13 protein-coding genes are annotated in these 13,465 nt (G+C 55.4%); 9 read left to right on the forward strand and 4 right to left on the reverse strand.

The features are described 5' to 3' along the window. Positions 1 to 3: 3 nt before the first annotated feature. Positions 4 to 693 (reverse strand): N-acetylmuramate alpha-1-phosphate uridylyltransferase MurU, encoded by a 690-nt coding sequence (murU, locus tag M6D89_RS08730; RefSeq protein ID WP_253967628.1) that lies wholly within the window; start codon positions 691 to 693, stop codon positions 4 to 6. Beyond that, positions 690 to 1,769, reverse strand: a complete 1,080-nt coding sequence (locus M6D89_RS08735) for an aminoglycoside phosphotransferase family protein (RefSeq protein WP_253967629.1) — start codon at positions 1,767 to 1,769, stop codon at positions 690 to 692. The genes murU and M6D89_RS08735 overlap by 4 nt, the downstream gene beginning before the upstream one ends. A 258-nt stretch (positions 1,770 to 2,027) precedes the next feature. Here M6D89_RS08735 and M6D89_RS08740 point away from each other — a divergent pair, with 258 nt between their 5' ends. From M6D89_RS08740 to M6D89_RS08765, 6 genes are read left to right on the forward strand one after another with little or no spacing between them, the layout of a single operon-like run. Next, positions 2,028 to 4,562 carry an LPS-assembly protein LptD gene (locus M6D89_RS08740; protein WP_253967630.1) on the forward strand — a complete coding sequence of 845 codons (2,535 nt, stop codon included), beginning with the start codon at positions 2,028 to 2,030 and terminating at the stop codon, positions 4,560 to 4,562. A gap of 17 nt (positions 4,563 to 4,579) precedes the next feature. Then, a complete protein-coding gene (locus M6D89_RS08745; protein WP_253967631.1) occupies positions 4,580 to 5,917 on the forward strand; it encodes a peptidylprolyl isomerase in 1,338 nt (445 codons plus the stop codon). Beyond that, complete coding sequence (pdxA, locus tag M6D89_RS08750; protein WP_253967632.1) at positions 5,917 to 6,924, forward strand: 4-hydroxythreonine-4-phosphate dehydrogenase PdxA; 1,008 nt, start codon at positions 5,917 to 5,919, stop codon at positions 6,922 to 6,924. Before M6D89_RS08745 ends, pdxA begins: the two co-directional genes overlap by 1 nt. After that, positions 6,921 to 7,736 (forward strand): 16S rRNA (adenine(1518)-N(6)/adenine(1519)-N(6))-dimethyltransferase RsmA, encoded by an 816-nt coding sequence (gene rsmA / locus M6D89_RS08755; protein ID WP_253967633.1) that lies wholly within the window; start codon positions 6,921 to 6,923, stop codon positions 7,734 to 7,736. Before pdxA ends, rsmA begins: the two co-directional genes overlap by 4 nt. Then, positions 7,733 to 8,101, forward strand: a complete 369-nt coding sequence (apaG, locus tag M6D89_RS08760; protein WP_253967634.1) for a Co2+/Mg2+ efflux protein ApaG — start codon at positions 7,733 to 7,735, stop codon at positions 8,099 to 8,101. Before rsmA ends, apaG begins: the two co-directional genes overlap by 4 nt. A gap of 12 nt (positions 8,102 to 8,113) precedes the next feature. Continuing rightward, positions 8,114 to 8,938, forward strand: coding sequence for a symmetrical bis(5'-nucleosyl)-tetraphosphatase (locus tag M6D89_RS08765; RefSeq protein WP_253967635.1), 825 nt, complete (start codon positions 8,114 to 8,116; stop codon positions 8,936 to 8,938). A 3-nt stretch (positions 8,939 to 8,941) separates the two neighbouring features. Here M6D89_RS08765 and M6D89_RS08770 read toward each other — a convergent pair whose 3' ends face one another. Both M6D89_RS08770 and M6D89_RS08775 read right to left on the reverse strand, forming a co-directional pair. Beyond that, the gene (locus M6D89_RS08770) at positions 8,942 to 10,243 is read right to left on the reverse strand and encodes a GGDEF domain-containing protein (protein ID WP_253967636.1); all 1,302 of its coding nucleotides are present in this window, start codon (positions 10,241 to 10,243) and stop codon (positions 8,942 to 8,944) included. 298 nt (positions 10,244 to 10,541) lie between these two features. Next, positions 10,542 to 10,733, reverse strand: a complete 192-nt coding sequence (locus tag M6D89_RS08775) for a PA3496 family putative envelope integrity protein (RefSeq protein WP_253967637.1) — start codon at positions 10,731 to 10,733, stop codon at positions 10,542 to 10,544. 215 nt (positions 10,734 to 10,948) lie between these two features. On the opposite strand from M6D89_RS08775, the gene M6D89_RS08780 reads away from it, so the two are divergent. The 3 genes from M6D89_RS08780 to M6D89_RS08790 are packed head-to-tail and all read left to right on the forward strand — an operon-like array spanning position 10,949 to position 13,434. Beyond that, a complete protein-coding gene (locus M6D89_RS08780; RefSeq protein ID WP_253967638.1) occupies positions 10,949 to 11,407 on the forward strand; it encodes an ATP-dependent zinc protease family protein in 459 nt (152 codons plus the stop codon). Between the two features lie 45 nt (positions 11,408 to 11,452). Then, positions 11,453 to 12,358 (forward strand): 30S ribosomal protein S6--L-glutamate ligase, encoded by a 906-nt coding sequence (rimK, locus tag M6D89_RS08785; RefSeq protein WP_253967639.1) that lies wholly within the window; start codon positions 11,453 to 11,455, stop codon positions 12,356 to 12,358. Next, on the forward strand, positions 12,355 to 13,434 hold the full coding sequence (locus tag M6D89_RS08790; protein ID WP_253967640.1) for a succinylglutamate desuccinylase/aspartoacylase family protein: 1,080 nt from the start codon (positions 12,355 to 12,357) through the stop codon (positions 13,432 to 13,434). Before rimK ends, M6D89_RS08790 begins: the two co-directional genes overlap by 4 nt. Positions 13,435 to 13,465: the final 31 nt, after the last annotated feature.

Consider the following 13,465-nt stretch of genomic DNA (forward strand, 5'->3'; position numbering starts at 1 on the left):
AACTTAAAGCTTTTGAGCTGAATCTCTGGCAACCAGAGCCCGCAACCGCTCCACCGTCCCCACATCGCTCCAGGCGCCCAAATATACCTCCGCCCCCAGGCGCTTGCTCACCATCGCGCTGCGAAACACCTCGGCCAGACCAAAGGCGGCGGTGTTGGCAGGGTAAGCCAACACCAATTCAGGGGTTAGCAGGCTGATACCCGCAAAGGTGTAACCGCTACAACTGTCGTCTAAGGGGACCAATTTCCCCTCTTGGATACCAAAATCGCCTTGGGGTTTAAAGTCTGGGTTGGGCACCAGCACCAGGTGGCCCTGCTCGCCAGCGGGCAAGCGGTGCCGAACCAGCGGGGCTAAGTCGTAGTCGGTAAAAATATCGGCATTAATTAACACGAAAGGCTCGCGCCCCAGCAGCTTGGCTGCGTGCACAATGGCGCCGCCGGTTTCCAGGGGCTCGGGCTCTTCGGAGTAGACCACGTTCAGCCCCCAGCTGCTGCCGTCGCCGATGTGGTCGCGAATCATATGCCCCAGGTATGAGATATTAATAATCACCTCGGTCATACCGGCGCAGGCAATACGCTCCAGATGCCACTCAATCAGCGGCTTGCCGCGTACCTCAATAAGAGGTTTGGGTTTGTGATCAGTGAGGGGCCTCATGCGTTTGCCCAGGCCAGCGGCCAGAATCATGGCTTTCATGATACGGTCGCCCCTACTTGGGTGGCGGGCTGTACATAATGTGCTTGGAGCATAGTTTCTTCTATATACCAGCTGTGTCGCTGGCATTGGGGCAACACGCGGTTATGCAACCAAACCTCAAACTCACCCAACTGGCCTCGGTGCGCCGCGCAGGTTTCCAGTACATAACCCAACACACGGGGTAGATCGGGCAGGTAACCTGGCTTGCCGTCACGCAGGTCCAAGCGGGCAAAAATGCCCAGTATTTTAAGGTGGCGCTGCAGCCCCATGAGTTCAAAATCTTGCCAAAAACTGGCACATTGCGCTGTTGTTAGCAGGCCTGAATCGCGCGCCATGTCGCCGTACACTTGGGCCCAGCGTTTTACGTCATCCGCGGGCAGGCGCAGGTAGGCATCTTTTAACAAAGACACAGCGTCGTAAGTCAGAGGCCCTACCACCGCATCCTGAAAGTCAATGACGGCGCACTGCCCCTGGGCCAGTATGATATTGCGGGCGTGATAATCACGGTGCATCAACACCTGGGGCTGAGCCAGGGCGTGCTGGGCCAGAGTGTCGAAAAGCTGGTCGAGCAGGCGATTATCGGCAGCGGCTAATTCAATGCCCAGCAATTGAGCCAAGAACCATTCGCGAAAGATCTCCAGCTCACGCAGAATAAAGTCGCGGTCGTATACCGGCACCTTTAACGCTTGCAAAGGTGTTTGCGCCATTGCGAGCAAGGTCATTAAAGCTTCGCCGTAAAGCAGCGGCGCAGTGTCTTGGGAAATGTCATCCGCCAGCAAGTTTAGCCCTAGGTTTTCTACTAACAAAAAGCCTTTGTCAACATCGACGGCCTTTAGATGCGGCACTCTTACCCTCTGAAGGCGCAGCTGCTCGGCCATATAGACAAATTGAGCCACCTTTTCGGTCTCGGGCGGGGCGTCGACCGCCAACCAGTTCTGACTTTGAGACAATTGAAAATATCGCCTACCTCCCGCATCGCCCAGCAGGGGGATCAACTCGCCAGGCGAGCCCAACTGCTGAGTCACCCATGCTTGCAGGCGGGCCAAACGCTTTTCATTTGATTTTATTGGGGTCACAACTTGGTCATCCATCACAATCAGTAGGGCTTTTTTAGCGCATTTACGCAGTCGGGAACAAGAGGCAGTAACAAATTAGTGTTCTAAGGCTGTTATACAGTAGAATTAGTCGCTGGTGCTTTTCCCAGGCATTGGGGTTTCAATGCGCGGCATTCTCAGCGTTTGCATACCTAGCAATGGCAGGCGACCCAAAGGGCTCGCACCCTGAGCAAGCACATTAATCGTGCCCGGCACATGGCGATAGTTTGAGAGCAATAAATGGCAGTTAAAACTCCAAAATTCGGACCTTTAAAAGCGTTGGTCGCCCTGATGGCGGCTGTTGGAACAAGCGCCCAGGCGGCTCCTGAGGGCGCCTCGCACAGATTGGACTGGGTGCCGCTGGAGGAGCTGCCCCCCGAGGCAGTAGATGCTCTGCCCAGGGGGTGCTGCGGAGCCTACATCAGTCCCTATCAAACTGTCGGCAACGGCACTGGCATAAGCCTGGGAGAAATCCCCATTCAGGTTGAAGCCAATCGCTCTAGCGCCAGTGGCGAAAATATTATGCTGCTGGAAGAAGACGTGGTGATCTCTCAGGGCCCTCGCTTGCTAAAAACCGACCGTGCCTGGATTAACCAGACACAAAAAACAATTGAGCTGGACGGCAATATTACCCTGCGCGAGGATGGTTTGCTGATTTACGCCGACTCAGCCAAAGTGAATACGGCCAACAAAGACGCCAATCTGCGCGAAGCCGAGTTCGTATTGCACCAAGCCCGCATTCACGGCGAGGCAAAAAAGCTGGATAAATTTGGTGACCGCCTGATTCGCCTGACAGACGGCAGCTTTACCACCTGCGAACCCGACGACGAATTTTGGAAGATTCGCGCCAGCGAGCTGGAAATTGACAATGTCGACAACATGGGCACGGCGCGTCACGCCCGACTGGAAATTAAAGATATTCCAGTGCTGTATGTTCCCTACTTGATTTTCCCAGTGGGGGACGAGCGCCAGAGCGGGCTGCTATTCCCGACCTTTAGCACCAGCCAGCGCAATGGCTTCGAGTACTCACAGCCAATTTACTGGAATATCGCGCCACAAATGGACGCCACCTTTACCCCCACCTATATGCAAAGACGGGGCATGCTGTGGGGCGGAGAATTTCGCCATTTAAACAGCTTTTTTGAAACAGAGATCGCCGGTGCTTACCTGGCTGACGACGAGGGCGGCTACGACCGCCAAGCCGAAAATGACATCGCCACGGGCGAGTTAACCCCCGAAGAAGCCTACCCTCACAAGGGCGACGAGCGCTGGATGATTCGTGTGGACCAATCGGGAGGCAAGACCTCGCGCCTGAAAACCCGCATCAACTATACGGAAATTAGCGATGTCGATTATTTAAGGGACATTACCACCAGCGATATCGATATTGAGCATCAGTCTAACGTAGAAAAATTCGGCGAGATCAGCTACGCCGCCGACGCCTGGCGCCTGGGGGCTTACGCCCGCGAGACCCGCTACCTGAATGAAATCCAGCAAAAGCCCTATAAAGAGCTGCCCCACGTTTTTGCTTTGGGGCAGTACCGTTTGGGCGATTGGCAAATCACCCTGGACAACCAATACACCGAGTTTGATTTGACTCGTTATTATAAACGTCCTACTCAACGTTTGGTGGTGGGCAGCCGCCTTAACACCGACTACAACCTCGCTTGGGATAAACGCTGGCGGTGGGGCTTTGTAACCCCCAAAGTAGGAGTAAAAACCCTAAGCTACGACCTGCAGCAAGCCGATTACGATCCCAGCGGGCCCGAGCCATTACCGGCCACCAACACAAGCTCGCCCTCACTGGTAGTCCCCCAGGCCAGCCTCGATATGGGTTTATTCTTTGAACGTTTTGGCAACCTGGGCGGCAATGATTACATTCAAACCTTAGAACCGCGCGCTCTGTATTTTTACAGCGATTACGAAGATCACTCGGACATCTACCACCCGTTGAACGACGTGAACGCGCCCATCGAATTTGATGCACGCTATATCAAATTTGACTACAACCAGCTGTTCCGCACCACACGCTATACCGGTTATGACCGTATTGACGATGCCAACCAGCTGGCACTGGGTGTCACCAGCCGGTTTTTATCCGCGCGCACTGGTGAGGAGTATTTCAGCGTAGGCGTGGGACAAATCCACCGCTTTAAGGCCCCCAAAGTCGCGCTTCGCCCCAATAACCAACCGGTCGAGGAAACCTACGAGTGGTCTGAGTTTGCCGGTCGTGTCACGGCACGCGTGAGCGATCGCTTTAATTTTACCGGCGATATTCTCTATAACCAAAACGAAGACTATATGTCCAGCTCCAGCGCCGTGCTGGAGTATGCCGACGAAGACAACCGCTTGGTAAGCCTAACTTACCGCTATATGCGCCGCGTGACCGACATCCCTGAGGGGCAGGAGCCCAACCCGGATGTTATTTACGATCGCAGTATGGACCAGGTGGATTTGGCCGCCTATTTGCCGGTGTCGAACAATTGGAGCATTATGGCGCGCGCCAACTACGATTTTACCTTCGATATGGAACTCGACACCTACGCGGGGCTCGAATACAGCGACTGCTGCTACCGGGTGCGGGTCATGTGGCGCAAGTGGCTTAACTTTGACTACAACACCGGCAACACCCTCGAGACCGTAGACAGCAACGACTACGACTACGGCTGGATGGTGGATTTGCAGTTTAAAGGCCTGGGCAGTATCAGCGACCGCATTGGCAGCCTGCTGGGCAAAACGGTACTGGGCTATGAACAACGTGAAGACAACTTTTAAAACGCAGTGAAGTGAATATGCAAACAAACACCATAAAAACCGGATTCCGGCACACCCTGGCCACCTTGGGATGCACCCTATTGCTCGGTCTGGGAGTCCCTAGCCATGCCGAAACCGAAATCATTGACCGGGTTATTGCCGTAGTCAATGACGGTGTCGTGTTGCAAAGCGAATTCGACGAGCGCAAAGGCGCCGTTATGCAGCGGCTAGAGGGCCAGTATCAACAGCTGCCACCCGAAGATGTGCTTAACAAACAGATTATGGATCAGCTGATTCTGGAGCAATTGCAACTGGAGGAAGCGGGCCGCTATGGCATCGAAATCCCCGATCAGCAACTGAACGATGCCCTGCAACAAATTATGGTCAGCAACGGCCTGAACAGCATGGACGAGCTGGCCGCCAGCTTGGCCAGCGATGGCATGACCCTGGCCCACCTGCGCGAAAAGGTGCGCCGTGACCTGCTGTTAAACCAGGTTCAACAAGGCGTGGTAAACAACCGTATTCGCGTCACCGATCAGGAAATCGACAACTTTCTTGACTCCAGCGACGGCAAGTTCGCGACATCGCCCGACTTTCACTTGGGGCATATTCTAATCAGCGCCTCATCCTCCGAGGGCGCCGAGCAGGTCGAAGCCGCCAAAGAGGAAGCTCAGTCGATCTATCAGCAACTGCAAGACGGCGCCGACTTTGCGCAGCTGGCCATCACCTACTCGGACGATCAAACCGCGCTGGAAGGCGGCGATTTGGGCTGGCGCAAGTTGGCCCAGCTGCCCGAGCTGTTCGCCGGCGTGGTGAGTGAGCTTAAAGTGGGCGAAGTGAGCGAGCCAATCCGCTCGGGCGCGGGCTTTCACATTCTCAAAAATCTGGAGCAACGCGGTGGCGGCGAGCAGCTGGTGCAGCAAACCAAAGCGCGCCACATTCTGATCAAAACCAGCGAAATCATGGATGATCAGACCGCCCAGGAAAAGCTAAACGAGCTTAAACAACAAATTGAAAACGGCGCCGATTTTGCCGAACTGGCACGGGAAAACTCCGAGGACATCGGCTCCATGCTCAGTGGCGGTGACCTCGGCTGGGCCAATCCGGGCACCTTTGTACCCGCTTTTGAAACGGCCATGGGCGAAACCGAGATTGGCGATATTGCCGGACCTTTTAAAAGCCAATTTGGCTGGCATATTCTGCAGGTGGTCGATCGTCGCCAAGAAGACTTAAGCGATGTGGTCATTCGCAACAAAGCCGCACAAATGATGCGCGAACGACGCTTTAACGAAGAACTGCAAGTGTGGCAGATCGAACTGCGCGACAATGCCTACATTGATATTAAAGACGAAACTCTGGAGGATGCGGAGGGTTAATGACAACCGCACCTTTACGTATTGCCCTCACCCCCGGCGAGCCGGGGGGCATTGGCCCCGACCTGGCCCTGAGCCTCGCCCAGTCTGACCAGACACACGATATTGTCGCCATCGCCGACCCGGCGCTTCTGGCCGAGCGCGCCCGCCAGCTGCAAATGGACGTAACTATTTGCGAAGTGAGCGCCCAGGCGCCAGCCGCGCCCGCCCCCCAAGGCCAGCTGAACGTGCTGCCGATCGCCCTGCAGGCACCGGCCCAGGCGGGGCAACTAAACCCTGCCAATGCCCGCTATGTGCTGGACACACTAGACGCCGCCATCGACGGCTGCACTGCCCACCACTTTGACGCCTTAGTCACAGGCCCAGTGCACAAAGGGGTCATTAACGAAGCGGACATCGCTTTTAGCGGCCACACCGAGTATCTGGCCCAGCGCACCGACACCGAGCTGGTGGTGATGATGCTGGCCACCGAGGGGCTACGCGTGGCCCTGGTGACCACTCACCTCCCCCTAAAGGATGTGGCAGCGGCTATTACCCCCGAGCGGCTGGAGGCCATCACCCGCATTCTGCAACAAGACATGCAGCGTAAATTTGGGATCGCCGAGCCCCAGATTTTGGTGTGCGGGCTAAACCCCCACGCTGGCGAAGGCGGCCACCTGGGCCGCGAAGAGATCGAGGTTATTGAGCCGGTGTTAGAGCGCTTGCGCCGCGAGGGCTTTGCCTTAAACGGCCCCCTGCCAGCGGATACCCTATTCACCCCCAAATATTTACAAAATGCCGACGCAGTACTGGCCATGTACCACGACCAGGGGCTGCCGGTTCTTAAATACAAAGGCTTTGGCCAGGCGGTTAACATTACCCTGGGCCTGCCCATTATTCGCACTTCGGTGGACCATGGCACCGCGCTGGATCTGGCCGGTAGCGGCCGGGCCGACAGCGGCAGCCTGCATACCGCCCTTAACTATGCCTGCAATATGGCGCAGGCACGTGGACACCTGACAAACTCATGAATTACACCCCGGGCAACCCCCACCGCGCGCGCAAGCGCTTTGGGCAAAACTTTCTGATCGATCACACCATTATTCAGCAAATCGCGCGCTCGGTAAGTCCCAAAGCGGGTGAAATCATTGTGGAAATTGGTCCGGGCCAGGGTGCGCTGACCGAGCCCTTAGCCGAGCGCGCCGAAACCCTTCACGTCATTGAGTTGGACCGGGACTTAGTGCCCTGGCTTAAAGTGCGCTTTGAAAAGCATCCGGGCTTTCGCTTGCATCAAACGGATGCGCTTAAATTTGACTTTGCCCAACTCGCCGAAGCCGACAAACCGCTGCGTATTGTGGGCAACCTGCCCTACAATATCTCTACCCCGCTTATCTTTCACCTGATTAGCTACGCCGATCAAGTGAAAGACATGCACTTTATGCTGCAAAAAGAGGTGGTTAAAAGGCTTGCCGCCGCCCCCGGCGAAAAAGCCTATGGACGGCTGTCGGTAATGGTGCAGTACTACTGCCAGGTCAACTGGTTGTTTGATGTACCACCGGGCTCGTTTGACCCGGCGCCCAAGGTAGATTCAGCCATTGTCCGCCTGGCGCCCTACAAAACACTCCCCCACCCGGCACGCAATATTAAAACCCTGGAAAAACTGGTGACCGCCGCGTTCGGGCAGCGCCGTAAAACCCTGCGCAATGCGCTGAAAACCTGGCTGGGTGCTGAGCAGCTGGAAGGCTTACCGGTGGATATAACCAAACGCGCCGAGGCTCTCAGCCTGGCCGATTTTGTCGCCCTAAGCGACGCCATAGACGATCGATTAAACGAAGGACCATGAACGAGATACACATTGAAGTTGAAACCGGCTATTTACCCGAGCAATCGGCTCCCGAGCAAAGCCGCTATGCATTCCGCTACACCATTACCATCCACAACCACGGCGCGCAATCGGCGCAACTGGTAAGCCGCTACTGGCGTATTACCGACGCCGACGATCAGGTGCAAGAGGTCAAAGGTCAGGGCGTGGTAGGCGAGCAACCCACCATCCAGCCGGGCAGTTCATACCGCTATACCAGCGGCGCGGTGCTGCAAACCGAGGGCGGCACCATGGAGGGCAGCTACCAAATGCGCCACGCCGATGGCGGTGAGTTTGAAACCCCGATTCCCGCCTTTGCGCTGGTACAGCCGGGCGCACTCCATTAAAGTTGGGAAACTATGAGTACTTACGCTGTCGGCGACATTCAAGGCTGCCTGGAGCCGCTGCAACGGTTGCTTGATCAGGTAGCTTTTGACCCCACCTATGATCGCCTGTGGGTCGCGGGCGATATGGTTAACCGCGGCCCCCGCTCGCTCGCCACCCTAAGGTTTTTACACGGTTTAGGCGACTGCGTTACCGCCGTGCTGGGCAACCACGATCTGCATTTTCTGGCGGTGGCCTATGGTCACAAAAAGAAAGGCTCGTTCGATACTCTGGATGCTCTGCTACAGGCTCCCGACCGCGACGAATTGATTCACTGGCTACGCCACCGCCATCTACTGTATACCGACGCACAGCTGGACTACACCATGGTACACGCGGGCATTCCCCCCATCTGGACACTGGGTCAGGCCCAGGCGCTGGCCCGGGAAGTCGAGGCGGTGCTGCAAAGCGATTATATTGACGCGTTTCTGGCCAATATGTACGGCAACAAACCCAACCGCTGGCGCAACCGACTGCTGGGCTACGAACGCCTGCGGGTGATTACCAATTACTTTACCCGTATGCGCTTTTGCACGGTCGAGGGCGAGCTGGAATTTGATAACAAGGCGGCACCGGGACGGTCACACCAGCGCGGCTTCCTGCCCTGGTTTGCGCACACTGACCACCAATGTCGCCGCGAGCGCATTGTCTTTGGCCACTGGGCGGCTCTGGAGGGGCGCGCCGACGCCCGCAATGTTACCGCACTGGACACCGGTTGCGTCTGGGGGGGCTGTCTTACCGCTTTGCGTTTAGAGGACGGCCAGCTGTTTCGCACCCAATGCAGTGACGAAGACGTGTAAACGTTATCGCGGCGCCACTTCCACGCGGTTGCGGCCGCGCTCTTTGGCAAGGTACAAGGCTTTATCAGCGGCTTTAAACAGCGCATCCACGCCCTCACCACCTTTAAGGCTGGCAACGCCAAAACTGGCGGTCACCCGGCCTATCTCAGCAAAATCCTGTTGGGCAATTAAATCTTTTAGTTTGCGAGCGACATGCTCGGCGTAATTCATTCGAGTATTGCGACACACCAGCACAAACTCTTCGCCGCCCCACCGGGCAAATAAATCTGTGGCGCGAATATGCTCGTGCACCAGCGCCGATATTTTTGTCAGTACCAGGTCACCGGCTGCGTGACCGTATTGATCATTCACCGCTTTAAAGTGATCGACATCCATCATCACAATAGAAAAGGGCTTGCGGCTGTGACGCCACTCCCACAGCCCCTGCTTTACCGCCTCTTCGATTCCCTGACGATTAAATGCCCCGGTTAAACTATCGGTTTTAGCCAGGGTTTCCAGTTCGCGGCTGCGGCTATCCAACAAGGCATTTACTTCAATCAATTCCTGTTCACGGCGCTTGCGCTCGCGCAACTCACCGGTCAGGCGCAGCACGCGATAGAGCAAAAACACCAGCACTAGCAGGGCCCAGACTATAATAATGGCGAGATACCAGTCGGCGGTCCCATAGCGCTGCCCTATCAGCTCGATACGGTGCAGGGTGAAGTTCTGCTCACCTAATCTGTGGGTCGAACCACTTTGAATTTCAATGCTTACCAGATTATCGAACTGTGGGTGACTCAAATTGGGGGGAATATCTTTCTCACGAAGCCACCAATTAGCCACAAAAAAATCGCCAAAGCTCAGCTCGTAAAAACCCTGAGGGGAGCTGGCGGCAAACTCTACCTGGTTATACTTGGTGGAAATATTATCGCTGACAGTACTGTAGCGCGGGTCGAAATTACGCAAAAACACCCTTACCGACTTGTTCGTACCCTCGTAATCCAACCACAGGCGAACTGTGCGATAGTCGCTCATGTCCAGGCCCTGCGAGCGGCTTTGAGTAAGAAAGATCTCCATCCCGCAATAGGGATAGGGATTGCCGGCATTCAGATCGCAGCGCCACTGCAGCGCACCATCGGGGTTTTCCAGCAACTGGGTTTGGGTGGCGCCGCCGGCAATGGCATCGCCATACAGGCGCACATTGGACTGCGAATGAGGCTCAAGCACCACGGTTTCGCGCAACAGCCAGTCTTGCCCGAAGATCGCTAAAGCAGTCAGGCATACCAAAACCAACAGTGCTTTTTCAAGCCGCATTTTGTTATTCATGGGCAGTACCCAATGGGTTCATTGTTATTATTGATCACTCTGTGTAGTAGAGCACAGAGTATTAAACTTAACCAACCACAAATACCTAAATGACAAGCGAACGCCTAATTTACAACTATATGGCGTATAAAATAGCATGAACGCGCCCCTCAGGGGAGCGGTTCTCCTCCCCGAGGGGTATCTAGGCAACCTACTTGTCGATAGATCGGCCTGGCGTCGGCGCATTCTGCGCCGTTATTAACCTGACAATCATAGTTACCGGGTTAAGAGTCTTCGCGGTTAGACCTTGCACCGCCGTTTAAATCTCTGGGTCCCAGAGCTCGTCAAAACCCAGCTCGTCGCGCAGGCGCCTTTTTTCCAGGCGATCTTCCAGGCGCCGGCGCATTTCCAGTTGGCGTTGGTTGCTGTCCTTAATACTGACCGGCTGCTCCTGCGCCCGATCTTGCTCTTGTAGGTCCATCAAGGTGTCGTCATCGTGGTCTACAGTCATCTTTAATACCTCTCACGAAAAGCCCAAAGCGGATACTCCGCAACCATAAAACCTGCGCTATTTATCACAGTTTTTGAAAAACGCAAAAGCTTTTTATTGCTCTCTAACCCGGTATTACTTTGAACACTAAACGCTGTCCCAAGACAGCCGTATTACGGTGCGGTTAATAGCTGCTATAGTTGCAAGCACGTTGATTATTTAACCGAGAGAATGGCATGAGTAAAACACAGAGAACCTGCGTTGGCTGGCGTGAATGGGTGTGTTTTCCGGATTTTGGGGGCTTTCATGTAAAAGCCAAAGTGGATACTGGGGCCAAGACTTCGGCGCTTCATGCTTTTTTTGTGGAGCCCTTTACCCGCGATGAACGCCAGTGGGTGCGCTTCGGCCTACATCCCAAACAGGGCACTGACGAGCCCGAAGTCATCTGCGAGGCACCGGTAAAAGACCAGCGCACAGTCACCGACTCGGGTGGCCACAAAGAAGAGCGCTACGTGATAGAAACTGCGATACAAATAGACTCGTCCACCCATCTCACGGAACTCACCTTGACTAATCGCGAGTCAATGCTGTTTCGTATGCTGTTAGGACGCAACACCCTGGCGGGCCATTTTCAGGTAGACCCGGAACAATCGTTTTTATGCGGCGGCAGCAAAGAAAACCATGAGGCCCCATAGGCCCAGACTGACGCGCACATTCACCCAATTTAATTAGGACTCTAAATGAAAATTGCCATTTTATCTCGCAACAAAAACCTCTATTCCACTCGCCGCTTGGTCGAGGCCTGCGAAGAGCGCGGGCACGAAGCTCACATCATCGATATCCTCAAGTGCTATATGGACATTACACCCTCCAAGCCCGCAATGTGGTACAAGGGCGAGCAACTCGAGGACTTCGATGCGGTGATTCCGCGCATTGGCGCCTCGGTCACCCATTACGGCCTGGCTGTAATTCGCCAATTTGAGATGATGGGAGTTTACTGTCTGACCGAATCGGTCGCACTGGGACGCTCGCGAGATAAACTGCGCGCCTTACAGCTGTTATCGCGCAAGGGCATTGGCCTGCCCCGCACCAGCTTTGCCCACAATGTTCACAACACCAAAGAACTGATTAAACTCGTGGGCGGCGCCCCGCTGGTGGTTAAATTGTGCGAGGGCACTCAGGGCCGGGGGGTAGTGTTAGCGGAAACCGCCAAAGCCGCCGAGAGTGTGATTGAAGCCTTCCGCGAACTGCGTGCCGAATTTTTGGTGCAAGAGTTTATTAAAGAGGCCGGCGGCAGTGATATCCGCTGCCTGGTCATTGGCAACAAGGTGGTCGCCGCCATGCAGCGCACCGCCCCCGATGGCGAGTTTCGCTCCAACCTGCACAGAGGCGGCAGCGCGCAGCTGATCAAGCTAAACCCCAACGAGCGCAGCACCGCGATCAAGGCCGCGCAAACCATGGGTCTGAAAATCGCCGGGGTGGATGTGCTGCGCTCCTCGCGTGGGCCGCTGATTATGGAAGTAAACTCCTCGCCCGGACTTGAGGGTATCGAGGGCGCAACCAACAAAGATGTCGCCGGTGCCATTATTAAGTTTATTGAAGAAAATGCCCGCCCTCACGCCAACCGCACCAAAGGTAAAGGATGAGCAGTACCCGTAACCAAACGGTAACCATTGGCGGTCAGGAGATCGCTCCGGGGGAACAAAAAAGTGTCGACATCCCCCTGGCCGCCATGTACACCCACACGGATGTGGGACTGACCGTACATGTGATTAACGGCAAGCGTCCGGGCCCGTGTTTACTTTTAACCGCCGCAGTACACGGCGACGAAATTAACGGCGTCGAGATTATCCGCCGGGTGCTGGGCATTAAAGAGCTGAACAAGATGCGCGGCACCCTACTCGCGATTCCGGTGGTAAACGTGCACGGTTTTTTAAATCAGGCGCGCTACCTGCCCGATGGACGAGATTTAAATCGCTGTTTTCCCGGCAGTGAAAAGGGCTCGCTGGCCGGACGCGTCGCGCACACCTTATCCAATGAAATACTGGACCATTGCACCCACTGCATTGACTTGCATACCGGCGCTCGCCACCGCACTAATTTGCCACAAATTCGGGTGGACTTAAGCGGCGAAGAAACCCGCCAACTGGCTATGGCCTTTGGCTCACCGGTTATTCTGGATGCCAAATTGCGCGAGGGTTCGCTGCGCCAAACGGCGGCAGATAAGAATATTCCGCTGCTGTTATACGAAGCCGGCGAGGCGCTGCGCTTTGACGAATTTAGTATTCGCGCCGGCACCCGCGGGGTGATCAACGTAATGCGCGAGCTGTCCATGCTGCCGCGTAAATCCCGTGCCCGTAAAGTCTCGGAGGTCGCCATTGCCGACGACAGCCGCTGGGTACGCGCACCGTCCAGCGGGGTCATGCGCACCATGGTTCGCCTGGGTGCGAGGGTAAAAAAGCGCACCATTTTGGCGTACATTACAGATCCGGTGGGCTTAACCCAGGTGCCGGTTTATTCCCCGGCCGAGGCCATTGTGATTGGTCTAACTCACCTGCCCCTGGTACACGAGGGTGAGGCCTTGTTTCACTTAGCCAATTACAGTAAAAAAATTCACCAGGTCGCCGACCAGGTGGTGGACTTTCACGATACCTTCGGTACCGCCGAAGACGATGAAGAGCCGTTCTTTATCGGCGAGGATGAGTCGTTAGAGAATGAGTAAATATGCAAGCGCCGCTTATTTCTGGATCCCC

Source organism: Gilvimarinus xylanilyticus, assembly GCF_024195295.1.
Classification (GTDB): domain Bacteria; phylum Pseudomonadota; class Gammaproteobacteria; order Pseudomonadales; family Cellvibrionaceae; genus Gilvimarinus; species Gilvimarinus xylanilyticus.